Origin of the sequence: Kaistella flava (ex Peng et al. 2021) (assembly GCF_015191005.1) — a bacterium.
In the GTDB taxonomy this organism is placed as follows: domain Bacteria; phylum Bacteroidota; class Bacteroidia; order Flavobacteriales; family Weeksellaceae; genus Kaistella; species Kaistella flava.
Genome location: NZ_CP040442.1, coordinates 2860106 through 2883513, shown reverse-complemented (window position 1 = coordinate 2883513; position 23408 = coordinate 2860106). Strand labels below are relative to the sequence as shown.

The 23408-nt window shown below is 35.3% G+C and carries 21 protein-coding genes; 13 read left to right on the top strand and 8 right to left on the bottom strand.

Features of this window, described 5'->3' with window-relative positions; genetic code table 11:
* The first annotated feature begins 5 nt into the window (after positions 1 to 5).
* The 8 genes from murG to Q73A0000_RS12815 all read left to right on the top strand — a co-directional run bounded on the left by murG (position 6) and on the right by Q73A0000_RS12815 (position 9874).
* Positions 6 to 1118 carry an undecaprenyldiphospho-muramoylpentapeptide beta-N-acetylglucosaminyltransferase gene (murG, locus tag Q73A0000_RS12850; RefSeq protein ID WP_193811327.1) on the top strand — a complete coding sequence of 371 codons (1113 nt, stop codon included), beginning with the start codon at positions 6 to 8 and terminating at the stop codon, positions 1116 to 1118.
* 111 nt (positions 1119 to 1229) lie between these two features.
* Positions 1230 to 2591: a UDP-N-acetylmuramate--L-alanine ligase gene (gene murC, locus Q73A0000_RS12845; protein ID WP_193811326.1), complete on the top strand. Its 1362-nt coding sequence runs from the start codon at positions 1230 to 1232 to the stop codon at positions 2589 to 2591.
* Complete coding sequence (locus tag Q73A0000_RS12840; protein ID WP_244140744.1) at positions 2588 to 3415, top strand: cell division protein FtsQ/DivIB; 828 nt, start codon at positions 2588 to 2590, stop codon at positions 3413 to 3415. The genes murC and Q73A0000_RS12840 overlap by 4 nt, the downstream gene beginning before the upstream one ends.
* Positions 3416 to 3563: 148 nt before the next feature.
* A complete protein-coding gene (gene ftsA / locus Q73A0000_RS12835; protein ID WP_193811325.1) occupies positions 3564 to 4940 on the top strand; it encodes a cell division protein FtsA in 1377 nt (458 codons plus the stop codon).
* 17 nt (positions 4941 to 4957) lie between these two features.
* Positions 4958 to 6805 carry a cell division protein FtsZ gene (ftsZ, locus tag Q73A0000_RS12830; protein WP_193811324.1) on the top strand — a complete coding sequence of 616 codons (1848 nt, stop codon included), beginning with the start codon at positions 4958 to 4960 and terminating at the stop codon, positions 6803 to 6805.
* A 95-nt stretch (positions 6806 to 6900) separates the two neighbouring features.
* A complete protein-coding gene (locus tag Q73A0000_RS12825; RefSeq protein ID WP_193811323.1) occupies positions 6901 to 7347 on the top strand; it encodes a GatB/YqeY domain-containing protein in 447 nt (148 codons plus the stop codon).
* Positions 7348 to 7553: 206 nt separating this feature from the next.
* A complete protein-coding gene (locus tag Q73A0000_RS12820) occupies positions 7554 to 7964 on the top strand; it encodes a BrxA/BrxB family bacilliredoxin (RefSeq protein ID WP_193811322.1) in 411 nt (136 codons plus the stop codon).
* 395 nt (positions 7965 to 8359) lie between these two features.
* Positions 8360 to 9874, top strand: coding sequence for a GH3 auxin-responsive promoter family protein (locus tag Q73A0000_RS12815; protein ID WP_193811321.1), 1515 nt, complete (start codon positions 8360 to 8362; stop codon positions 9872 to 9874).
* A 31-nt stretch (positions 9875 to 9905) separates the two neighbouring features.
* On the opposite strand, the gene Q73A0000_RS12810 is transcribed toward Q73A0000_RS12815, so the two are convergent.
* The 7 genes from Q73A0000_RS12810 to Q73A0000_RS12780 all read right to left on the bottom strand — a co-directional run bounded on the left by Q73A0000_RS12810 (position 9906) and on the right by Q73A0000_RS12780 (position 17213).
* A complete protein-coding gene (locus Q73A0000_RS12810) occupies positions 9906 to 10250 on the bottom strand; it encodes a hypothetical protein (RefSeq protein WP_193811320.1) in 345 nt (114 codons plus the stop codon).
* Between the two features lie 39 nt (positions 10251 to 10289).
* A complete protein-coding gene (locus Q73A0000_RS12805; RefSeq protein WP_193811319.1) occupies positions 10290 to 10643 on the bottom strand; it encodes a hypothetical protein in 354 nt (117 codons plus the stop codon).
* Position 10644: 1 nt separating this feature from the next.
* On the bottom strand, positions 10645 to 11622 hold the full coding sequence (locus tag Q73A0000_RS12800) for an endonuclease/exonuclease/phosphatase family protein (RefSeq protein WP_193811318.1): 978 nt from the start codon (positions 11620 to 11622) through the stop codon (positions 10645 to 10647).
* Between the two features lie 11 nt (positions 11623 to 11633).
* Positions 11634 to 12275 (bottom strand): rhomboid family intramembrane serine protease, encoded by a 642-nt coding sequence (locus Q73A0000_RS12795; protein WP_193811317.1) that lies wholly within the window; start codon positions 12273 to 12275, stop codon positions 11634 to 11636.
* Positions 12276 to 12279: 4 nt separating this feature from the next.
* Positions 12280 to 14043 (bottom strand): DNA mismatch repair endonuclease MutL, encoded by a 1764-nt coding sequence (mutL, locus tag Q73A0000_RS12790; protein ID WP_193811316.1) that lies wholly within the window; start codon positions 14041 to 14043, stop codon positions 12280 to 12282.
* A 200-nt stretch (positions 14044 to 14243) separates the two neighbouring features.
* The gene (locus Q73A0000_RS12785; protein WP_193811315.1) at positions 14244 to 14885 is read right to left on the bottom strand and encodes a hypothetical protein; all 642 of its coding nucleotides are present in this window, start codon (positions 14883 to 14885) and stop codon (positions 14244 to 14246) included.
* Between the two features lie 108 nt (positions 14886 to 14993).
* The gene (locus Q73A0000_RS12780; protein ID WP_193811314.1) at positions 14994 to 17213 is read right to left on the bottom strand and encodes a TonB-dependent receptor; all 2220 of its coding nucleotides are present in this window, start codon (positions 17211 to 17213) and stop codon (positions 14994 to 14996) included.
* 152 nt (positions 17214 to 17365) lie between these two features.
* Here Q73A0000_RS12780 and Q73A0000_RS12775 point away from each other — a divergent pair, with 152 nt between their 5' ends.
* Positions 17366 to 17869, top strand: coding sequence for a superoxide dismutase family protein (locus Q73A0000_RS12775; RefSeq protein ID WP_193811313.1), 504 nt, complete (start codon positions 17366 to 17368; stop codon positions 17867 to 17869).
* An 81-nt stretch (positions 17870 to 17950) separates the two neighbouring features.
* Here the strand turns inward: Q73A0000_RS12775 and Q73A0000_RS12770 are convergent, their stop codons facing one another.
* Positions 17951 to 20470, bottom strand: coding sequence for an ATP-dependent Clp protease ATP-binding subunit (locus Q73A0000_RS12770; RefSeq protein WP_193811312.1), 2520 nt, complete (start codon positions 20468 to 20470; stop codon positions 17951 to 17953).
* A gap of 158 nt (positions 20471 to 20628) precedes the next feature.
* Here Q73A0000_RS12770 and Q73A0000_RS12765 point away from each other — a divergent pair, with 158 nt between their 5' ends.
* From Q73A0000_RS12765 to Q73A0000_RS12750, 4 genes are read left to right on the top strand one after another with little or no spacing between them, the layout of a single operon-like run.
* On the top strand, positions 20629 to 20847 hold the full coding sequence (locus Q73A0000_RS12765) for a uroporphyrinogen decarboxylase (protein WP_193811311.1): 219 nt from the start codon (positions 20629 to 20631) through the stop codon (positions 20845 to 20847).
* 9 nt (positions 20848 to 20856) lie between these two features.
* Positions 20857 to 21954, top strand: coding sequence for a glycosyltransferase (locus tag Q73A0000_RS12760; protein WP_193811310.1), 1098 nt, complete (start codon positions 20857 to 20859; stop codon positions 21952 to 21954).
* Between the two features lie 38 nt (positions 21955 to 21992).
* Positions 21993 to 22412 (top strand): SufE family protein, encoded by a 420-nt coding sequence (locus Q73A0000_RS12755; protein ID WP_193811309.1) that lies wholly within the window; start codon positions 21993 to 21995, stop codon positions 22410 to 22412.
* The gene (locus Q73A0000_RS12750) at positions 22412 to 23374 is read left to right on the top strand and encodes a glycosyltransferase family 9 protein (protein WP_193813727.1); all 963 of its coding nucleotides are present in this window, start codon (positions 22412 to 22414) and stop codon (positions 23372 to 23374) included. The genes Q73A0000_RS12755 and Q73A0000_RS12750 overlap by 1 nt, the downstream gene beginning before the upstream one ends.
* Positions 23375 to 23408 lie beyond the last annotated feature (34 nt).

Sequence of the window (23408 nt, the reverse complement as noted above, 5' to 3'; positions counted from 1 at the left end):
TAAATATGGAAAAGAAAATAAAAATTCTAATGAGCGGCGGCGGAACCGGAGGACATATCTTCCCGGCGATTGCGATTGCGCAGGAAATTCAAAAGAGATTTCCTGAAGCAGAATTTTTATTCATCGGTGCGAATGGAAAAATGGAAATGGAAAAAGTTCCGCAATCAGGATTCAAAATTATCGGTTTAAATATCGCAGGATTCGATCGTGGAAATTTATTGAAAAATTTCCGTTTGCCATTTAAATTGCTTTCGAGTATCACAAAAGCGAGAAAAACCATTAAAGAATTTCAACCGGATTTCGCTATCGGAACTGGAGGATTTGCAAGTGGGCCTGCACTTTATATGGCGGCTAATTTAGATGTTCCTATTTTCGTTCAGGAACAAAATTCTCTACCAGGAAAAACAAATACATTCCTGTCTAGAAAAGCGAAAGCCGTTTTTACAGCATATCCGAATATGGGTCATTTCTTTCCGAAGACGAAAACGTTGTTTTTAGGAAATCCAATCCGAAAAAATATCATTACGGATTTGGTTGAAAATGATTCGGCAAAAGAACAATTAGGTTTAGATAAAAATAAATTGACCATTCTTTCTGTTGGTGGATCTTTAGGTTCACGAACCTTAAATAATGGTTGGAAAGAAAATATAGAAAAGTTAATAGAAAAGGATTTCCAATTAATCTGGCAAACCGGAAAACTGGATTATAAAAGTTTGAATGAAGATTCTAAAATATCAAATCAATCTCAAATTCAGTTAAAGGAATTTATCGCCGATATGGCTTTGGCTTATTCCGCGGCAGATGTTATTGTTTCCCGAGCTGGCGCAATTGCGATCTCGGAATTGGCAATGGCGCAGAAACCCGTGCTTTTGGTTCCATTTCCTTTTGCAGCAGAAGATCATCAAACTAAAAACGCGATGACTTTAGTTGATAAAAACGCAGCCAGAATGGTAAAAGACACCGAAATGTCAGAAAAATTCTGGACGACTTTAATGGAAATTTGTGAAAATGAGAATCTAAGAAAAGAGATGAGCGAAAATTTAAAATTCTTCGCAAAACCTTCAGCGACTGAACAAATTGTAGATGAAATTTTAAAAACAGTAAACATCAGATCTTAAAAAAAATAATTCAGCCAAGAAGTGGTGAAATCATCAACAAAGGGTGAAGCCTTTTGACAAAAGAAAAACAATAATAGAAAGCCCTGAAAGGGCGCAATCAATAAAACGAAAATGAAACCTTTAGCAACATATCAGAACTTCTACTTTGTAGGAATCGGCGGCATCGGAATGAGTGCCCTGGCGCGCTATTTCAATGCGTCTGGGAAAACCGTTTTGGGGTATGATAAAATGCACACCAAGCTCACAAAAGCATTGGTTGAAGAAGGAATTGATATCGAATTTGAAGATATCATTAATGATAAAATTAAAAATTTAACACCGGAAAACACTTTGGTGATTTTTACGCCGGCAATTAAAAAACTGGATATTCTTAATTATTTTAATGACAATAAATTCGATGTTTTAAAAAGAGCGAAAGTTCTCGGAATGATTACCGAAAACACAGATTGTATAGCGATTGCAGGAACTCATGGAAAAACGACGACCTCCTCTTTGGTGGCTCATTTGTGTGAAGAAGCGAATCTTCCTTTCTCTTGTTTTTTAGGTGGAATTGCCGAAAACTTTAAATCGAATTTCCATTTTAATGGAAGTGATATTTCCGTAGTTGAAGCTGATGAATATGACAGAAGTTTCTTAACCCTTTCTCCGGATTGGGCGGTGATTACTTCAACAGATGCTGATCATTTGGATATTTACGGAGACAATGCCACCATTCAAAAAGGATTTCAGGATTTTGCGGATTTGGTGCCAGAAGGTCAACAACTTTTTGTACGAAAAGGAATCCAGATCGGACGGGAAACGAAAACTTATGCAGTTAATGAAGAAGCCGATTATTACTCAGATAATATCAGAGAAATTGGCGACAAAATACATTTTGATTTTCACACTCCGACAGAAGAGTTTGATGATTTCGTTTGGGAAATTCCGGGAATTCATAATGTTGAAAATGCTACAGCAGCTATTGCATTATTAAATAATTTCGGTGTCGATTTTGAAACTTTGAAAAAAGGAATTGCCAGCTTTAAAGGAATTAAAAGACGTTACACGAAACATAATTTCGAAAGCGGAAAAATTTATATCGATGATTACGCACATCATCCAACGGAATTAAATGCAGTGATTGGTTCGATTAAAACTTTCTATCCGCACAAAAAATTGTTGGTAGTTTTTCAACCGCATCTTTTCAGCAGAACAAAAGATTTCGCTGATGGATTTGCAGAAAGTTTAGATAAAGCTGACGAATTAATCTTGCTTGATATTTATCCCGCTCGAGAATTACAAGAAAACTTTGAAGGAATAACTTCAGAGTGGTTATTAGAAAAAGTAAAATTAGAAAAAAAGGAAGTTTCCACTTTGGATGACGCCTTTAATAAAATAAAAGAAAAAGACTTCGATGTACTGTTAACAGTTGGTGCAGGAAACATCGATACTTTATACGACGGAATTGTAGAATGGCTTTCAAATAAGAAATGAAAAACAAATTCAGAATATTAAAAATTTTAGTTACAGTAATTCTATTTGGATTTCTGCTGAGTTTTTCATTGAAAAGATTCAACGGGAAACCCATGGAAAAAGTAACCGTGAAATTAACTCAGAGCAAAGACCCAGTTTATTTCATCGATGAAAAAGACGTAAAGGAATTGGTGAAAAAATCGAATCCGACTAAAAAAATTGGAGACATTAATATTCCAGAATTAGAGAAAAAATTAAATCAACTTCCGGCGGTTGATAGCGCCAATGTTTATTTAAACTTAAACGGGAATTTGAATTTAGATATTAAGCAAAGAGTTCCGGCTTTTCGTTTAACCAAAGATGATAAAAGTTTTTATGTCGATGAAAAAGGAGTTGAATTTCCGATTTCCAGCAACTACTCTTACCCTTGCATGTTGGTGACCGGTAATGTAAAACAATCGGAATATGTAAAGTTGGCAGAACTTATCGCAAAAATTAACCGTGATGAATTCAGCAAGAAGTATTTCATTGGTATTTCTAAAAAGAAAGATAATTACGAATTACTAACCAGTGAAGGATATTTTAAAGTTGAACTCGGTGATTTAGAAAAGATAGATTTAAAAGTAAAAGGATTTAAAGCTTTCGTTGAAAAATATCTGATTCATCAGGATCCGGAAAAATACACCAAGGTTTCAGTAAAATATGACAACCAGATTGTAACAACGTTGAATCCTTACTTTAAAGAAAACGACAGCATCATTGCGGTTGGTAAAAAGGAATTGGCAAAGTTGCCGATTATTAATCAGAAAAAAGCTGAAGCCGAAAATAAAACAAAGACAAATTAAGAGATAGAAAAGTGACAAAGTGACAACTTAGCGAAGGACATAATTCTTCGAGATCTAATGAAGTAAAGGAGGTAATCTTTGATGATTACAAAAATAAAAACATAGGATATAATCCTTTGAAAATGATAAAAAATCAAATCGACATATAATGGAAAATCACGAGTATTCAGTAGGCCTCGACATCGGTACCACCAAGATTGTGGCCATTGTCGGACGGCGAAACACCCACGGAAAAATTGAAGTTCTCGGCGTTGGAACAGCGAAGAGTTTAGGAGTTCACAAAGGCATTGTGAACAACATTTCCCAAACGATTCAATCAATCAAAGCAGCCGTAGCACAAGCACAGTCAAGTGCCGGTGTACCAATTCAAAAAGTAACCGTCGGAATTGCTGGGAAACATATTCGTTCGCTGCAACATTCAGATTATATTATGCGGGAAAATCCGGATCAATATATTACTGATGATGACATCGAAAAATTAAAAGATCAGGTAAAACAGTTGGTGATGTTGCCTGGTGAAGAAATCATTCACGTTCTTCCACAAGAATACAAAGTAGATTCTCAGGGAGAAATCCAGGAACCAGTTGGAATGCACGGAACCCGTTTAGAAGCGAACTTCCACGTGGTCGTTGGTCAAATGGGAAGCATTAGAAATATTGCAAGATGTGTTCGTGAAGCTGGTTTAGAAATGGAAGCCTTAACACTGGAACCTTTGGCGTCTTCTGAAGCTGTTTTAACTAAAGAAGAAAAAGAAGCTGGAGTTGCAATCGTTGACATCGGAGGTGGAACTACGGATATTGCCATTTTTAAAGATAATATTATTCGTCACACTTGCGTAATTCCTTACGGTGGCGGGATTATTACTGATGATATTAAAGAAGGTTGTTCTATTATTGAAAAACATGCAGAAAAACTAAAAGTAAATTTCGGATCTGCAGTTCCTGAACTGGAAAAAGATACTACTTTCGTTACCATTCCAGGGTTACATGGAAGACCGGATAAAGAAATTTCATTAAAAACTTTAGCGCAAATCGTGAGTGCAAGAGTTGAAGAAATTTTAGAAATGGTGAATACAGAATTGAAAGCTTATGGCGCTTTTGAACAAAAGAAAAAATTAATTGCGGGAATCGTTTTAACTGGTGGTGGTTCGAACCTTCGTCATCTAAGACAACTGGCAAATTATACAACTGGTTTCGACAGCAGAATCGGTTTTGCTAATGAATATGTGACTAATGATAAAAGCCAGCATTTAAAAGGCCCGGAATATGCAACTGCCATTGGTTTGTTAATGGAAAGTTTAAAAATCCGTGACAAGAAAAATGCTCCTGAACATGTAGAAGAAGAAAAAGCTGAAGTTGCAACGAAACCGAACGCTGTAATGACGGTAGAAGAAATCTTAGTGCAAGACGAAACTATTATTAAAGAAGCTTTAGTAGAACAAGCTGCAGAAAAAAGACGGAACAAACTCACCATCGGACAAAAAATAATGGAAAGCGTAAAAAAATTCTTTGAAGAAGTTGAATAACTAAAAAAAACAAGACTATGGAAAATATAAACACCCCTGGATTTTCATTTGATTTACCAAAAGGAAATTCGTCAATAATTAAAGTAATCGGAGTAGGTGGCGGTGGAAACAACGCATTGAAACACATGTACGAACGTGGAATCTATGGTGTAGATTTCGTGATTTGTAATACTGATTCACAAACGTTAGATAATAATCCTGTAGCGAACAAAGTTCAATTGGGATTAACAATCACTGAAGGACTTGGCGCCGGAGCTGATCCTGAAGTTGGAGAAAAAGCAGCGATCGAAAGTATCGAAGATATTAAAGCGGCGATGGGACAAAATACCAAAATGGTTTTCATCACGGCTGGAATGGGCGGTGGTACAGGAACTGGTGCTGCTCCTGTGATTGCAAAAGTGGCTAAAGATATGGGAATCCTTACGGTAGGAATCGTTACCGTACCTTTTAGTTTTGAAGGAAAAAGAAGATTGGATCAAGCTGAATTAGGTTTGGACAAATTAAGAAATAATGTTGACTCACTAATTGTCATTAATAATGATAAATTACGTCAGCAATACGGGAATCTTGGTTTTAAATCAGGTTTCTCAAAAGCGGATGAAGTGTTGACCAACGCTGCCAAAGGAATGGCAGAAGTTATTACCGGATATTTCGACGTGAATATTGACTTCCGTGATGCGAAATCTGTCTTGGCAAATTCTGGAACGGCATTGATGTCTAACGGAGTTGCATCAGGTGAAAATAAAGCCGAAGAAGCTGTGAAAAAAGCATTGGATTCTCCATTGTTAAATGACAACAAAATCACCGGAGCGAAAAATGTACTATTGCTTATCAGAAGTGGTAATGAAGAAGTTACCATGGACGAGATCGGAGTGATCATGGATCATATCCAGCAAGAAGCAGGAAATACTGCAGATATTATTTTCGGGGTTGGAACTGACGAAGAATTAGGAGATGCAGTAAGCGTATTGGTTATTGCAACTGGTTTCTCTAAAGATTATCAAAAATCTTCAGGCGTAACAGAAAAGGTAAAGTTCACTTTGGCTGATTCTATGGAACCAGCTAAGAAAAGAGAAGTAGCTTTTAAATCTAATACTGAAACTCAGCAAGCACCATCAGGATATCCAACTCCTAAAAATCTATTTATTTTAGATGACGAAGATGATTTCCCGAGCAATGAATTTCAGGTAAAAACCGTAGAACAAAGTAGAGTTATTGAAAGAGAAATTCCAACTGAGGTTAATCGTTTTGTTGAGGAAAATAATTTCCCGCAAAGTTTCCACCAGGAAGAAGAGACACCGGAATTTGATCTTTTCACTTACGATGACGACATCAGCGACGAGCCACTTTCACAATCTTTCAGTTTTGAAACAGAAGATAAAAAGCCGGAAAAACCATTTGAAAGAACAAATCCTTTTACGGAAGAAAAACCAATGGACTTTAGTTTTTTCGTAAACGAACCGATTGAGGAGCCGAAAGTTGAAACACCGCAACCAAAAGCAATCATCAAGGAAGAACCGGTTCAAAGATCAGAACCTAAGGTGGTAGAAAAAGTTGAAGAAAAAGTAATCGAGAAAGTAGCAGAGAAAACGATTTTCGAAGTTGAAGAGGATTTTACTTTTATTACTAAAACGACGAACAGCGATAAAGTTTTAGAAAGAAGAAATAAGTTGAAAGAATTTAATTCAAGATACCAAAACTTCGAGCCAGAAAATGAGTTTGAAACTATTCCTGCTTTCCGTAGAAAAAACATTTCTATCGGACATGAAAATGCTTCCGAGCAAAAAATCAATAATTTCCTGACCGAAAGCGATGGGAGAATGCAGGTTAGAGAAAACCGTTTTTTAAATAAAGACGTAGATTAATAATTTAATGGAACGATGCTCTAGTTTACCAATATGGAAAATAGTCCTACAAATTGGTAAATTGATACATTGTTTTATTGTTACACTAAAAAAATATGAGTTTAGAAATCATCATCAGCGACGCGATTAAAGACGCGATGCGAGCAAAAGATAAAGTTGCCTTAGACGCTTTGCGTGCAGTAAAATCTCAAATCCTACTGTTGAAAACAGAAGCAAAAGGAGCAGAGGTTTCTGCTGAGCAGGAAATTGCAATTTTACAAAGAATGATTAAACAGCGAAAAGATTCTTATGACCAGTTTGTGGCTCAAAACAGAGGCGATCTTGCCGAAGTTGAAGAAGCACAGAGCAAAGTCATTGAAAAGTATTTACCGCAGCAAATGACCAGTGAAGAACTGGAAGCAGCGATGAAAGACATCATCGCAGAAACGGGCGCAACCAGCGCTAAAGATTTAGGAAAAGTAATGGGAATGGCAGGTAAAGCACTTGCCGGAAAGAGCGACGGAAAAAGTATTTCCGACATGGCGAAAAAATTACTTTCTTAAGATGAGTTAGGATATACAACCTTTGCATATCGATTTGATTGAAACCCGGAGCATTTATGTTTCGGGTTTTTTGTGGACAAAAAGTCGTACTTTAGAAGATGGAATGGTTTTGATGAAAATACAATTGAAGTAGTCTGATTAATAATACTTAAATTTGCAAATCAGAATCGTTCTAAATAAAAGTTCAATTTTTAAAAACATACAATATGTATCCAGATGACTTAGTAATGCCAATGAAGCATGAACTAACCGATAAAGGGTTTCAAGACTTAACCTCTGCTGAAGCAGTAAACCAAGCGCTTAAAAAAGAAGGTACCACATTATTAATGATCAACTCAGTTTGTGGTTGTGCAGCAGGTGCAGCAAGACCAGGTGCAGTTTTCTCTCTTACAGGAGATAAAAAACCAGCGAATCTTGTAACTGTTTTTGCAGGTTATGATAAAGAAGCGGTTGACGAAGCGCGTAAATTTTTGGCACCATTCCCACCAAGTTCTCCATGTATCGCTCTTTTCAAAGATGGTGAATTGGTTCACATGCTAGAAAGACACCATATCGAAGGAAATCCTGCCGGAGCAATTGCTGCTAACTTGCAAGGTGCTTACGAAGAATATTGCTAAAACTAAACCTTTAGTTAAAATAGAAATTCCGCTTTTTAAAAAGCGGAATTTTTTTTGTGGGAAGAATCCCTCTATATAAATTTGTGTGTTTCTAAGATTTTGAAATAGCTTTTTGCTCTTATGTGTTAGGAAATAATTAAAAGCTGTTCTCTGTTTACCGTTTGCAAATGTGGTCATTTTAATAATACCAATAAAGTACAAGTTTGTACAAATTTAAATTTATGCTGAATAATTGATATTGATTTTTATAATACACTCTATTTCAAGAAATAGCAGACCATTTAACGAAAAAAATACTCATTAATAAAGTGTTACACCAAAACTATTTAATTATAAGTTATTCAATAAATAATAACCTAGCTCCCTTTTAGCAGAAAAATATTATATTTGTCTATATGGCAACGAAAGCACTTTTCAATACGGTGGTTAATTGGTTTATTCGACAACGGATTGACCAGATTCAGAATTTTATGGACCGTCCGATTGAAACCCAAAACGGGGTGCTCTTTTCTCAACTCTACTACGCCGAAAATACCGATTACGGAAAAATTTACGGATTCAGCTCGATTTCGAGTTATGAAGATTTTACCAAGAATGTTCCCATTGTTACTTATGAAGATTTCGAACCTTTTATTGAAAAAGCAAGACAAGGTCAGCGAGATGTTTTCTGGCCAGGTTTAGTGAAAAACTTTGCTAAATCATCTGGAACAACAAATGCTAAAAGCAAGTTCATTCCAATCACCGATGAAAGTTTAGAATTATGCCACATGAAGGCAGGTAAAGATTTGGTATCTATTTACGCCAACAATCATCCTGACAATCAGCTTTTCATCAATAAGAATTTAAGATTAGGCGGAAGCGCTGATTTCTATGAAAACTTCAATACCAAATTTGGAGATCTTTCTGCCATCTTAATTGATAATCTCCCTTTCTGGGTAGAGATTACAACCACTCCAAGCAAAAAAGTTTCGTTGATGTCAGAATGGGAAACAAAATTAAATGCAATTGTTTCTGAAGTCACCAATGAAGAAGTTGGCAGTTTAACCGGCGTACCAAGTTGGATGATGGTTTTACTCCAAAGAATTTTAATAGAAAAAGGCCATGAAAACATTTCAGAATTATGGCCAAATCTGGAAGTCTTTTTCCACGGTGGAATTAGTTTTAAACCTTATCGCGAGCAATACAAAAAACTGATCGGAAAAGATATTAATTACTACGAAATTTATAATGCTTCTGAAGGCTTCTTTGCAATTCAGGATCAGTACGGAAGTGACGAAATGTTGCTGATGTTAGATTACGGGATTTTCTATGAGTTTATCCCAATGGATCAATTTGACCTAGATAATTTAGTGGCAATTCCTTTGCAAGAAGTTGAAATCGGTAAAAATTACGCGATGGTAATTACTACGAATAGCGGACTTTGGAGATATTTAATTGGCGATACTGTTCGATTTACCTCGTTGCAACCTTTCAGAATTAAAGTGTCTGGAAGAACGAAACATTATATCAATGCTTTCGGCGAAGAACTCATGATCGATAATGTAGAAACGGCACTTTCAAAAGCATGCGAAGCAACAGATTCCTCGATTTTGGATTTCACTGGCGCACCGGTTTTTATGCAGCAAGGCGAAAGTGGAGCGCATGAATGGATTTTCGAATTCACTCAACATCCGGCTGATTTAGAGAGATTTGCCGACGTTTTCGACAATCATTTAAAATCTGTAAATTCAGATTACGAAGCGAAAAGATACAATGATATTACCTTAAAAAAACCGATTATTCATGTTGCAAAACCTCATCTCTTCTATAATTGGATGTCTGAAAGAGGTAAACTTGGTGGTCAAAATAAAGTACCTAGATTAAGCAATGATCGTGAATATATCGAACCATTATTAAAGATGAATCAATAAAAAAATCTGCTGAATTACAGCAGATTTTGAACTATTTTTTCTTTAAATCTTCTTTTATTTTCTCCGCTCCTTTTTCCACTTTTTCAGCTCCTTTGGCAGCAGCAGCTTTTACATCTTCGCCAGCTCGTTTTAATGTATGGCCAGCATCATCAACGGCCGTATCTATTTTATTTCCAGCTTCGTCCAGTTTTACTTTTGCCTGATCAACGGTGGCATTAATCTTTGCAGAATCTACGGTGGTAGTATGTTCTTTTTCAGTTGTTGTAGTCGTTACCGTTCCATTTGGATTCTCTGTCGTTTCAACTCTTACTTCTGATTTTTTACAGCTCATTAATCCCAAAGAAATAACTGCTGCTAATAAAAAATGTTTTTTCATAATAAATTGTATTTAAGCTTATTTCAAATTTAAATAAAATTATTGATTTATTGGCAGGTCCGTTTTAGGACTTGCAGACGAAGCTTTCGCTTTATCAAGATCTGTCTTAACTTTATTTTCCGCAGCCAATTTCTCTTCTTTGGCTTTTTTGAGTAACTGTTCTTCTTCGTTTTTAAGTTTCACTTGTTTTAAAGAATCCTGATATTTCAAAGACGACATTTTAATCTTTCTGGCGATATCAACAGAAATAGCACCTTGAGAAAATGAATCAATAGCGATGGTGTCATAAGGCGCAACAGAATTGTTTTCCTCCGCAGTAAAAGCTTGTTTGTCTGCGTTCTTCCCACAAGAAATAAGGAATAAAAGAATTAATATAACAGATGTACTTTTCATTTTAATCAATTTTAAATTCAGCAATCACCGGAAAGTGATCTGAAAGTTTTACCGAACGGTCGACGCGATAACTAATGGGTTTAATTTCTTTTGAAGTAAAGATATAATCAATTCTAATCGGAAATTTGTAATCATGAAAACTGGTTGAACTCCCTCGTCCAACTTCTACAAAAGCATCAGTCAAACCTTTCCCCAAATGATAATACTCGTAAGAATTAGGAACAGAATTAAAGTCGCCCGCCAAAATTACAGGATACGGAGAATTGTCAATCGCTTTTCGAATATCTACAATTTCTTTCTGATGAATTTTAAAAGTTGGAACTAACTTTCTTATAATATCTTTTACTTTGGTTTTGTTTTCCTGTAAATCTTCAACAGGCTTTACCATCTGTTTATCGAAAGAAAATGGATTCAGATAAAGATTGACGACTCTGATGATTTTTCCATTAAATTTAATGTCGGCATAGAAAGCATTACCATTACTAAAGGTCGCGAGCTTTTCTTGTTTGATGATTTCTGTCTTCGAATTTAGAGCGACAATTTCTAAATTATTTACTCTATAGTCGTAGCCCGGAACATCAAAACCTTGCCTGCACTCTTGTGTCAAAATAATATCTGCATTAGTTTTCTTCAGGTATTCATCTATTTCATCCTTTCCAAAAGTACTGAATTTCACATTCATCGTCACCATCTTCAGATTCGGCTTTTCAGAAACTTTAGAGGTCCAATTCACCCACCTTCGAATAGGCATTATCATCATTAATGTAATTGCAATGAAAAAAAACGCTCGCTTCTTCCATAATACAATCCATAAAAGACAAAAGATGATATTCAAAATCATTAAGGGCGCAAATGCCAAAGAAAGCAGATTTAAGTAGGGAAATACTACAGGAGCAACGTAATCATTTAGTACCGTTCCGCCTAGCAAAACAATGATGCACAAATGAATGAGAACTAAACCAAATCTGAAAATTTTCACAAAGATGTTTCTTAATTAATTCGATATTGATCGTTCTTCCATTTTCTCGCTAATAAATATCCTACCAACGCGCCACCAATATGGGCAAAATGGGCGATATCTCCCATCGATCCACTGAAACCTAAATACAATGAAATCACGATAATTGCCGGTAATAAATACTTGGCTTTAATCCCAAATGGAATAAACATAAAGTACAGTTTTGAATCTGGGAACATGGTAGAAAACGCTGCTACAACACCGAAAATAGCACCTGAAGCACCCAGCATCGGCGTTGAATAAATTTGCATCACATTAGCACCTTGCAAAATCTCAACATAATTCCAACCGCAGTTTAGAAAATAAGCACCAATTCCGCTGGCAAAATATAAAATGATATATTTTCGATCGCCTACAACCTGTTCTAAAACTGGCCCAAAACTCATCAGTGTCAACATATTAAAAAGAATGTGAGTTAATCCAATTCCTTGTCCTAAGGGCGCGTGCATGAACATATGTGTGATGATTTGCCAAACCTTAAAGTTAGGGGAAGCAATGTAATACACTGAAAACATTTCATACAGTTTTGGAAACATAATGAAATTGGACGCCAAATAAAAGATGACATTCAGAATGATGATATTTTTCGTAATCGGTGTTAGTCTTGGAAACATAATTTTAAAATTTATTTTTTAAGTCATCTAAAGGAATGTCGATAAAACATCTTTTCCCCGATGGTAAGAATTCTGGAAAACCTAATAAAGTGAAATCTTTAATCACCTGCTCAGCATCCATTTTATATAAGAAATCAAAACGCGATTTGCTTTGAATTTTATTCCATTGACCATTATAAAAGTCGAGAAATTCATCTTCAGTGCGATACTCTAATATTTCAAAAAGATTTTCGAGGAACTTCATGACCTGAGTTTCTTTTAAACCTTGTGGCACCGCATCGATTCTCAAAACATTATCATTCGCAATAATCATTTCAAAACCTAATTCTGGCAAATATTTTTTAATGGATCGGAACTTGTTTTTCTCGATTTCATTCATGTGATATTCCAGCGAAAAAAGAAGCGTATGCTTTTCATTAGTTCGTTTTTTCTTGGCATTTCTTTCACTAACAATCAAGCGATGCATTCTGCCTAAGTCGAGCATTAATGTTTTTCCGTTTTTATTAAAAAGCCAATATCCATTGGGAAGACGCATTAAATCCTCATCGAAATCTTCATCTTCAAACAAGTTAATTTTCGAAGGTTCTGCCTGAATATTTTGTTGATACATTTCTGCCATCGCAATCTTTTCACCAGGCGAGACGGTTTCTTCACGGAAAGGATTATAATCACGATCGACTACAATTTCAGGAACTTTAAAACTACCGCTCGTGCTTTTTGTCTGATTTAAAAAAGCATCCATTCCAGAATCACGTTCAAAATCTAAACTCGGGGAAACATTGTAAATGCCCAAAGATCTTTTAATCGTCGAACGAACCAACGCAAAAATTAAATTATCATCTTCAAATTTAACTTCCGTTTTTTGTGGATGAATATTCACATCGACTTTCGCCGGATCCAATTCTAAAAATAAGAAAAAGGTCGGAATATATCCTGGCAAAAGCAAGCCATCAAAAGCTTCCTGAACTGCTTTATTAAAATAAGGACTTCTGAAATATCTACCGTTAACAAAGAAAAACTGTTCGCCTCTGGTCTTTTTTGCGCCTTCTGGTTTTGCAACAAATCCATTGAGTTGAATCCAACCTAAATCTTCTTTAATAGGAATAAGAAGTGGCTGCAACTTTCGTCCGAAAACATCTACGATTCTTTGTAGCAAACTGCCTTTCCGTAATCTGAAAACAATATCATCATTATGGAAAAGTTCAAAATCAAGATTTTCGTGCGCCAAAGCAACGCGTTGAAATTCATCAATAATATGACGAAATTCTATATTATTATTCTTTAAAAATTTTCTTCTCGCTGGAACATTATAAAACAAATTCTTCACGGAAAAGTTTGAACCTTCCGTTGTTTGAATCGGTTCTTGAAATTGAAATCCACCGCCTTCAATATAAATATTGGTCCCAATTTTAGCATCTGCCGTTTTGGTTTTCAATTCTACTTCTGCCACTGCCGCGATGGAAGCCAAAGCTTCACCACGAAATCCTTTGGTAGAAATTCTGAAAATATCATCCGTCGTACTAATTTTGGAAGTTGCGTGTCTTTCGAACGCTAATCTTGCGTCGGTTTCACTCATGCCACTTCCATTATCCACGACCTGAATCAAGTTTCTTCCGGCGTCGCGAATAATCAGTTCAATTTTTGTAGCACCAGCATCGATGGAGTTTTCCACTAATTCTTTTACGATAGAAGCAGGTCGCTGCACCACTTCACCAGCGGCGATTTGGTTGGCAACATGATCTGGCAAAAGTTTTATAATATCCGACATTTAATAAAAGGGTCTAATCTGTTTTTTAGCAATTCTTCATTTTAATTGCGTCAATTTCATCTAATGAATATCTGAGAAAGCCCGATGTTAAAAGGAATACATTCTCATTTTTTCAACTGGTAAAAATAGTGATTTATTTCTTGCTACAAATGAAAATAACCTCCAGAAATTCCAGAGGTTTTATTGTGAATATCGTATAATTACGGTTTATTGGTTAAGAAATAATCAGCTTCTCCTTTTCCCCAATTTGGATCTAATGAAGTTTTCGGTTGATAAACTTTAAACTGATCTTCTGATTTTTGAAATAATTCTAATCCTTTTGTTTTACTACCGCCAAATTGTTCCGGCGTATAATAAGTGTCTTCCGCTTTGAGTAAAGTAATTCTTGGATTTTCAGGATCTAATTTTTCCGCTTTTGAAAGGGCGTCCGCGCCCAACATTCCTTCACTCATAAATCTGGATTGAGGGTCAACCATCATTTTCAAATTATGAATCATTTTCTGTAAAATCAAGATTTCGGCAGTGTCTTTAATTAAGGCAGAAGCTTTATCTAAGGAAGTTTGCGCTTCATTTGCAATAGCATCCAGTTGATCAAGTTTTCCCGTACGCATTAAATTTCTGCCTTTTTCAATCGACGCCTGAGCTGCGTAATAGTAAGGAAGCCATTGTGTTTTTTCTTTATCTCCGATTCTTACAAAATCATTCGACAACGCGGTAAAATCTTCCGACGTTTTTGACTGTTCCAGTTTTGCGATTTTTTCAGTCATTACTTTTTCAAAAGTAGTTTGGGCGAAAATGCTTGCTGAAATCAGTAGAAGCATTGTTAAAAATAATTTTTTCATGGTGTCAATTTTTAATTTTATTCTGTTTTGATAGGTCAAAGGTAATTCAGGAAAATACTCTTTGAAATTTTTTGTTACTGAAAGGTCAATTCTATTTTCTGAACCGTATTAAAGATTATTATTAATAGCATCCTGCGTTCTGTCAATACCAAAATTGATGAAGCAACCAATAAAAACAAAAGTACTCGCAGAAGGTAAAACAGGTCGGCTTCGTAAACCATCATTAGAAAATTGATAACCATAAATATTCTTTTGTCCTAAAATATTATTGACCGATAAAACGAGTATGGTAAATGCTTTAGCCTCTTTTTTACCCAGATTTGGAAGATAATTTAAACTAAAATTAAGCGCATTAAAATCTTTCAATTTCCCTTGATTATTCAAATGATAATCACCGTTGTTATCCGTTTGAAAATTATAAAACGGTCTCCCGGAAGCGTAAGTATAAGAAAGATTAAATCCGGTTTTCCAATCGGTTACAAATTTTTTAGCAACGACAGAAAGCGTGTGTTTTGCAGCAAAACTTGGGAATAAACTTTGGTCATAATTCTGAAAATCACGTTTGGAATCTAAATAAGAATAGGAAACCCAATAATCAATATTTTTGATCGACTTTTTATCTCGCCAGAAAACTTCAAAGCCTTTTGCAAAACCATCTCCGTTATTATTAATGGCAACCGGACGATAATCTAAAACTTTAGTTTTAATTAAATCGGAATAATTTTTATAAAAAGCTTCGAGACGAAAACTTCTTCCTTCTTCTGATTTTTGAACTTGCAAAATGTAATGTTCAGCTTTTTGATAATTCAAGGGATTGCTGCCGAAATACTTCTGTTCCGGGTTTTGATAGAAAATTCCGTACGCCAAAGATGTGGTCCAGTTTTTTGAAATCCGATAAGCCATTGCTAATCTTGGTGCGAGATTCCATCGATTAATTTTAGAAGAATATTCAGATCTTAATCCAACTTTGGCGGATAGATTATTGCTGAATCCTAGATCAGTTTCCGCGAAAAGTGAGGTAATCTGATCATTTGAAACGAAAGGAGACGGTGAAAGCGCAACATCGGTTTTTTCTTTAGCTTGATTAAATTCAATTCCAGCTCTGATTGCCGAAATTCTATTAATTTTTCTTTCTAAGGTTCCTTTAGCATTGAAATAATTCCCTTTAATCTCAATCGAATTTGGATTAATATCTGAGTTTTGAAAAGTATTAGAAAGGTCGATAAAATTAGAATTAAACGTATACGAACTTCCTAAATTCAAAAGATATTCGCCAAATTTCTGCCTAAACGATAAGTTATGAAAGGTGTTTTTTCCTTTTAAAGAAGTATTGTCAAAATCGATATTCGGTTCTAAACTTTCTGATTGTAGTGCAATTTTATTGGTATCAAAACTGCCGTAATATTTCAGGATTCCGCCTTTGTTATTTTTAATTCTGAAGTTAAAGTTTGTTCCGAAACTTTCCGGAGCTTTGGTAAAATCATTATTAAATTTAATTAATTTCGTCATCAAACCTAGATTCGAATAAGATCCAAAAATTCCGAATGATCTGGTTTTCTCTTCATTGACATTTTGAAAACCTCCGGTAATAAATAATGGTGACATTCCTAAATCTACAGAATTCCTTTCGGGAAAATCGATGCTTTCTAAAACCAAAACCGAAGATAAAGCTTGTCCATAAGCTGCAGAATATCCGCCACTTGAAAATACATTTCCTTTAAATAAAGAAGTATTTAACCGATCCATCGACTTTATTCCCGGAATAGAATTTCCGAAAAAATTGTTGACTAAATTTCCATCCATGAAGAATTTAGTCTCTTCTCCAGTTCCACCGCGAACAAATAAACCTTCAGTTTCGCCGATTTTCTGAACTCCGGGAAGCGTTTCCAAAGCAGAGGAAATCTGTCCATTTGCTCCGGCAGTTGTATAAATATCAATCGGCGTTAAAAGCGTAGTTGCTCTTTTTTTATCACTCGCTTCAATGGAACCGGCAGAAATAACCACCGCATCGATTTCGGAGATCTGTTCTTTCAAATCAGAATTTACAGTAAGATTGTCATTTCCTATCATAATCGTTTTCTCAACTTCCACAAATTTCGAATTTGAAAACACCAAAATCTGCTTGCCTTTTTCAGAGGTTTCAAAAGAATAATTTCCATTTACATCGGTTGTTGCTCCGTCGTAAGTGTCTTTTAAAGTAACCGAAATATCTTTTACTCCTTTATTTTTAAAACTCACTTTTCCCGAAACAGTGATCTGAGCACTGGAAAAAATTCCCATCAGAAAAAATACAAGAAGTAATACTTTAGTAATGATGAATGTTTGCATGGTTATAAGTTTATACTACAAATGTATTACGGAACGGGATTTGCTGAAAATTTAATCGACTGAATGGTTAAATTTGTAAACCGAATGGTAACTTATCGCCTACTTTCTTTATTCAAAACCATTGAAAATTACATTAATCTAAAAATAATATTATGAAAATCGCTACACTTTCGATGTTGGTATGCAGCGCACTTTTTGCCGTATCATGCACAACAACAAAATCTTATGTCATCAATTCCAAAAGCGGAACCGAAACCCAGGGAACCGCAAAATTCTCCCAAAAAGGTGGGGAAGTTGAAATGGATTTAAATGTTTACAAACTGACGCCTGGAATTCATGCAATTCATATCCACGAAAAAGGAGATTGTTCGGCGGCTGACGGAAGTTCTGCCGGTGGACACTGGAATCCGACTGCAGAGAAACACGGAAAATGGGAACATGGCGAATTTCACATGGGTGATATCGGAAATTTAGTTGCTGACAAAGACGGAACAGCGAAATTGGTTTTCAAAACTGATAACTGGTGTTTGGGATGTAAAGATGACACCAAAAACATCATCGGAAAATCAATTATCATTCACGCTGCTGAAGATGATTTTCACACTCAACCAACTGGGAATGCTGGTGGTAGAGTTGGTTGTATTGAAATTAAGTAAGCTTAATCTTCTTTAAATAAAACAAAAATCCGTCTCGTCAAATAATGACGAGACGGATTTTTTATAAGTCTTTTCGAAAGCTTATTTTATACTTGCTTTCTTTTTAACAGGTTCTCCTTCTAAACCGTCTTTGGCTTCATTTAGTTTTAACACTACCGTTCCACCTTCGGTCAATACTTTGTTTACTAACATTTCTGCCAATAAATCTTCAATGTATTTTTGGATCGCACGTTTCAGAGGTCTCGCTCCGAAATCTTTGTCCCAACCTTTTTCAGCGATGAATTCTTTCGCATCGTCAGTTAGTTCAACTTTGTAGTTTAATTTTTCCAGACGGCTGTATAATTTCGCTAATTCCAAATCGATGATTTTAGAAATATCTTCTTTTTCTAAATTATTAAAGATTACTATATCATCAATTCTGTTCAGGAATTCCGGTGCAAAAGCTTTCTTCAAAGCATTTTCAATCGTACTTCTTGCTCTCGCATCCGTATTCGATTTCTTCGCATTAGTGCCGAATCCTACTCCATCACCGAAATCTTTTAAATCTCTCGTTCCAATATTGGAAGTTAAAATAATGATCGTATTTCTAAAATCGATTTTACGACCTAAAGAATCAGTTACAAAACCTTCATCTAAAATTTGTAATAAAATATTAAACACATCTGGATGCGCTTTTTCAATTTCATCTAAAAGCACTACTGCATAAGGTTTTCTACGAACCGCTTCGGTCAATTGACCACCTTCTTCATAACCCACATATCCCGGAGGCGCCCCTACTAATCGGGAAACTGCGAATTTTTCCATGTACTCACTCATGTCGATTCTGATCAAAGCTTCGTCTGAGTCAAAAAGTTCACGAGCCATTACTTTTGCCAATTCTGTTTTACCAACACCTGTTGTTCCTAAGAAAATAAATGTTCCAATTGGACGGTTCGGATCTTTCAATCCTGCTCTGTTTCTTTGGATGGCTTTCACCACTTTTTTAACGGCATCTGCCTGTCCAATTACTTTTCCGTTAAGCAAGGTTTCCATTTGAGCCAGTTTGTCGAGCTCATTTTTACCTACTTTGGTAACTGGAATTCCGCTCATCATCGAAACTACTTCGGCTACACTTTCTTCGCTTACGATTTCTTTTTTCTCTTTAACATCTTTGTCCCATTGCTCCTGCGCTGCATTTAATTCCATTTGCAAGCGCTCTTCCTCATCTTTTAATTTACGGGCTTCAAGATAATCTTGCTTTTTAACTGCGGCCTGTTTCAGTTCCTTAATTTCTTCGATGCTTTTTTCATGCTCGATGATCTCCGTCGGAACTTTCATATTTTTAATATACACTCTTGAACCCGCTTCATCCATCGCATCAATAGCTTTGTCTGGTAAGAATCGGTCGGTGATATATCTTGCTGTTAAATTTACACAAGCCAAAATCGCCTCATCCGTATAAGTCACATTGTGGTGATCTTCGTACTTGTCTTTAATTTGATTTAAAATCTGCACGGTTTCTTCAACAGTTGTTGGCTCTACCATTACCTTTTGGAAACGTCTTTCTAACGCTCCATCTTTCTCGATATACTGTCTGTATTCGTCAAGGGTCGTTGCACCAATACATTGAATTTCACCTCTAGCTAAAGCTGGTTTAAACATATTTGAGGCGTCCAAACTACCAGTCGAACTTCCTGCTCCAACAATGGTATGCAATTCATCAATGAACAAAATCACATCTCGGTTTTTCTCCAGTTCTGTCATGATGGCTTTCATTCGCTCTTCGAACTGACCACGGTATTTTGTGCCAGCAACTAAACTCGCAAGATCCAAAGTAATCACTCGTTTTCCGTAAAGAACACGAGATACTTTTTTCTGTTGAATTCTTAAAGCCAAACCTTCTGCAATCGCTGATTTACCAACACCTGGCTCACCAATCAAAAGAGGATTGTTCTTTTTTCTTCTCGATAAAATTTGCGAAACTCTTTCGATTTCTTTTTCACGACCGATAACTGGATCCAGTTTTCCTTCACGAGCAAGTGTCGTTAAATCACGTCCAAAATTATCTAAAGTCGGCGTTTTGCTTTTACCAGTACCAATATTTCCAGTTGGCTTTCTCATTTGTCCAAAATCCTCACGCTCTTCATCATCGTCATAGGCACTCATTTTTGGATTTTGTCCTGAGTTTTTTAACATCGTTTGATATTCCTTGGTCACTCTTTCATAATCGATATCGTACGAACTCAAAATACTGGTTGTAGGATCTTCTGATTTATAGAGAATACCTAGCAATAAATGAACGGTATTAACTTCTGAACTTTGATATTGTCTGCATTCTAATTCAGATCTTTTGATAGCTTGGTCAGCCATTTTAGTAAAAGATATCTTTTCACTTTCTACAGAAAATGGATTTAAACTAGCTACTGACATCGTCTCGATTTTTCTTTTGATTTGGGTTAAATCGGCTCCCAAATTATGCATGATCTCCTTGGCAGAGTTGTCTGTTTTAATCATTCCCAAAAGGAAATGTTCTGTATTTAGAAACTCGCTGTGCAAGCGTCTTGCTTCGTCTTTACTGTGTTTGAAAACTAAGTCCAAACCGTTTGAAAATTGACTATCCATATTGTTGTTTCTCGTCTGTTTATTAAAGATAGATAAAAATCTCTAAATTCTTTATGAAAGTTACAAATTCTTTACCAAAATCAATTCAGGACTATATGGCAGTAAATATTTTCTTATCTCATTGAAAATGATTACATTTATTTTCTAAAAATCACATCATGGATCCTGTAATCACCAACTATATTGGTTATGCTGCATCTTTCTTTATCGTTTTAAGTTTTGCATTAAAAGACATAAGGAAAATTAGGATTATCAACTTCATCGGTTGTGCTTTATTTGTAATCTATGGGATTTTCAGTAACTATCTTTGGCCAATTATTATTCCTAATGGTATTCTCTGTTTTATTCAGGTTTATCATCTCATCAAAAAAACGTAATTTTCTGCGGTGAAAGTAATCGTAAGTGTTTTCAATAATTTATATACAGACCAACGCGTAGAAAAGGTCTGCAAATCTTTAGCTGGAGACGGTTTTAAAATAGACCTTATTGGAAATAACTGGGGAGGTTTACCCAAAATGGAGAGAACCTATCCATTCTCCAGAATTATTTTAAAATCGAAAATCCTGCGGTATGGTTATATTGAATTTCAATGGAAATTATATAAAGAACTTATAAAGAAAGCCGACAAAAATTCTATTCTACTCTCCAATGATTTAGATTCTCTATTACCCAATTATCTGGTTTCAAAAAAACTTGGCATTCCATTGGTTTTTGACAGCCACGAAATTTTTACTGAAATGCCTGCTCTTCAAGGACGATTTACACAAAAAATTTGGCGAAGGTTGGAAAAAAGTGTTGTTCCAAAAATTAAATACATGATGACTGCAAGCGAAAGCTACGCAGATTGGTTTGCAAAAACATATGCAATCGAAAGACCTGTTACCGTTCAGAATTTTCCAGTTAAAATTGAAAATCTTCAGAACTATTTTGAAAGCAATCTTCCAAAAATCATATTGTACCAAGGCGTAATTAATCCTTCTCGTGGTTTAGATAAAATTATTCCAGCCATGTTAGCGATTGAAAATGCTGAACTTTGGATTGCAGGTGACGGACCGAAAAAATTAGAATACGAAGACTTAACGAAGACTTTAGGTTTAGAAAATAAAGTGAAATTTCTAGGGAAATTATTACCAAAAGACTTACGCGAAATCACCAAAAAAGCAGATTGCGGATTAAGTATCGAAGAAAATAATGGTCTCAGTTATTATTACTCAATGCCGAATAAAGTTTCCGATTACATCCAAGCCAGAATTCCTGTTATTGTTTCAGATTTTCCAGAAATGAGAAAGGTTATTGACCGATTTCAAACTGGAGAGAAAATTAGTAATCATTCTCAACTGGCCGAAAAAATAAATATTGTCCTTAAAAATGGAAAACTATTTTACGAAGACTATTTAAATAAAGCAGCCACAGAACTCTGCTGGGAGAAGGAAGAGCCAAAATTACTTCAGTTGTTTAAAAAGGTAAAGGCGGAAAATTTCTAAGACCTAATTTCTTATCTTTGCACAAATTGAATTGAGCAATGACCATCAAAGAAAAACAACAGGAAACCGTAGAAGCATTTGCCTTTATGGAAGATTGGGAACAGAAATATGAATACATTATCGACCTTGGAAAAGAACTGAAGGGAATATCTGATGACAAAAAAACCGATGATAATCTTATCAAAGGTTGCCAGTCAAAAGTATGGATTGACGCTGAATATAAAGATGGTAAACTTTACTTTAATGCTGATTCTGATGGCATCTTACCAAAAGGAATCATCTCGCTTTTAGTTTCCATTTACAGCGGTCATTCTACACAAGAAATTCTGGATTCAGATTTTAAATTCATTGAAGAAATTGGCTTACAAGAATTCCTTTCTCCGTCCAGAGCCAACGGCTTAATGGCGATGACCAAACAAATTAAATTTTACGCCGTAGCATTTCAATTAAAAGCGTGATCAAAATATTAGCATATCGTTTTTCAGCTTTTGGAGACGTCGCAATGACTGTTCCTGTTATTACCGAGTTTCTTCAGCAAAACCCTGATGTAGAAGTTGTAATGGTTTCTCGTGATAATTTCAAAGATTTATTTGAAGGAATACCAAATCTTACTTTTAGAGGAATTGATTTTGACGATTATAAAGGGATTTTCGGTCTAAGGAAATTAGGCAAATCTTTGTTAAAAGAATTTAAACCTAACTATATTGCTGATTTACATGATGTTATCCGAACCAAAACCCTCGATTTATTCTTTATTAAAAACGGTTTTAAAGTCTACAAAATCAAAAAAGGGAAAGAGGAAAAAGAACAGCTTACCGATGTTTGGAATTTAGATAAGAAAAAATTAAAGCCAAATACAGAGCGTTATGCCGATGTATTTCGTGCGATGAATTTCAAACTCGAACTTTCTCATCAATATCCACAAAACATTTCATTAAAAAAAGGAATTGGAATCGCACCTTTTGCCCAACATAAAGGAAAAATGCTTCCTTTAGAAAAAACCTTTGAAGTTGCAAAAATATTAGCTCAAAACCATAAAATCTATTTTTTTGGTGGAGGAAAAAATGAAGTTACCTTACTTAATGATTGGCAACAGCAAATTCCAAATACCGAAAACTTAGCAGGCAAACTCAATCTAAAACAAGAATTACAAAAGATTTCAGAACTTGAAGTGATGATTTCTATGGATTCTGCCAACATGCATTTGGCTAGTTTGATGGGAACTCGCTGTATTTCCATTTGGGGATCTACGCATCCTTATGCTGGTTTTTTAGGTTATGGACAAAGTGAAAATGATATCGTTCAAGTCAAAGATTTAACCTGCAGACCTTGTTCTGTTTTTGGTGATAAAGAATGTTATCGTGGAGACTGGGCATGCTTAGAAGAGCTTGATATACAGAAGATAATCGATTTAATTTAATTTTAAAAATAAAAAAATCCTTTCAAATTAATGA